Consider the following 692-nt stretch of genomic DNA (forward strand, 5'->3'; position numbering starts at 1 on the left):
AAATTTGCTACTTTTACACATGCATTTATAGCTTTTTCTTCTTTAAGTTTTATCTCTAACTTGGTTAATTCGTATAATGCGTCAACAACTGTTTTTTCTTTATTAGTAATTAAATCTATATATGTATCTAAATTTTCTTTTATTTGATATAGTTTTAATATTTCTAAGTTATTTAGTAATGCAGTGTATATATTCATTTTATCTATCCTTTCAATTTATCTAACATTTTTAAATTTTTAATTGTAAAGGCTTCGATATCTTCTTCATTTTTAAAAGGTAATTTTTCAACCATTATTTTTTTATAATCATCTTCATGATAATTTATAATTTTTTGTGTTAGAGGATGAATTCTTATTAAATTTGTGTTATTATAAACATATAGTTTATTATTTAATTCCCTTATTTTTAGGGTTTTATTAATAAACTTATGTGGGACAGAATATCTTTTTCCTTTATAGTAGATCATTGAATCTTTATGAACTTTTACTGGATTTATATAGTTTATGTAAGATTCAATAATTTTTATATTTGGCATAGGAAAAAGATATTCTTTTTCTTTTTTTATAAGCATTATAGGTCTTACTTTTGTAGTTTGATTGATTTCATTATTTACATCATCACTTAATTTATTGATTATTTTAATTAATTCTTCTTCAGTTTCAAACTCTCCGTTATAAGGAATTAATCTACTT

The 692-nt window shown here is 21.0% G+C and carries 1 protein-coding gene and 1 pseudogene; both read right to left on the reverse strand.

Annotation, left to right across the window (positions count from 1 at the left end):
• A pseudogene (locus tag OM90_RS12215) lies at nucleotides 1-197 on the reverse strand (IS21-like element ISCbo2 family helper ATPase IstB); the annotation flags it as partial.
• Between the two features lie 5 nt (nucleotides 198-202).
• Nucleotides 203-692, reverse strand: a 490-nt coding sequence (locus tag OM90_RS12980) for a Mu transposase domain-containing protein (protein WP_408605925.1), incomplete at its 5' end; no start/stop codon positions are given.

Origin of the sequence: Defluviitalea phaphyphila, assembly GCF_001466305.1 — a bacterium.
Classification (GTDB): Bacteria; Bacillota; Clostridia; order Lachnospirales; family Defluviitaleaceae; genus Defluviitalea_A; species Defluviitalea_A phaphyphila.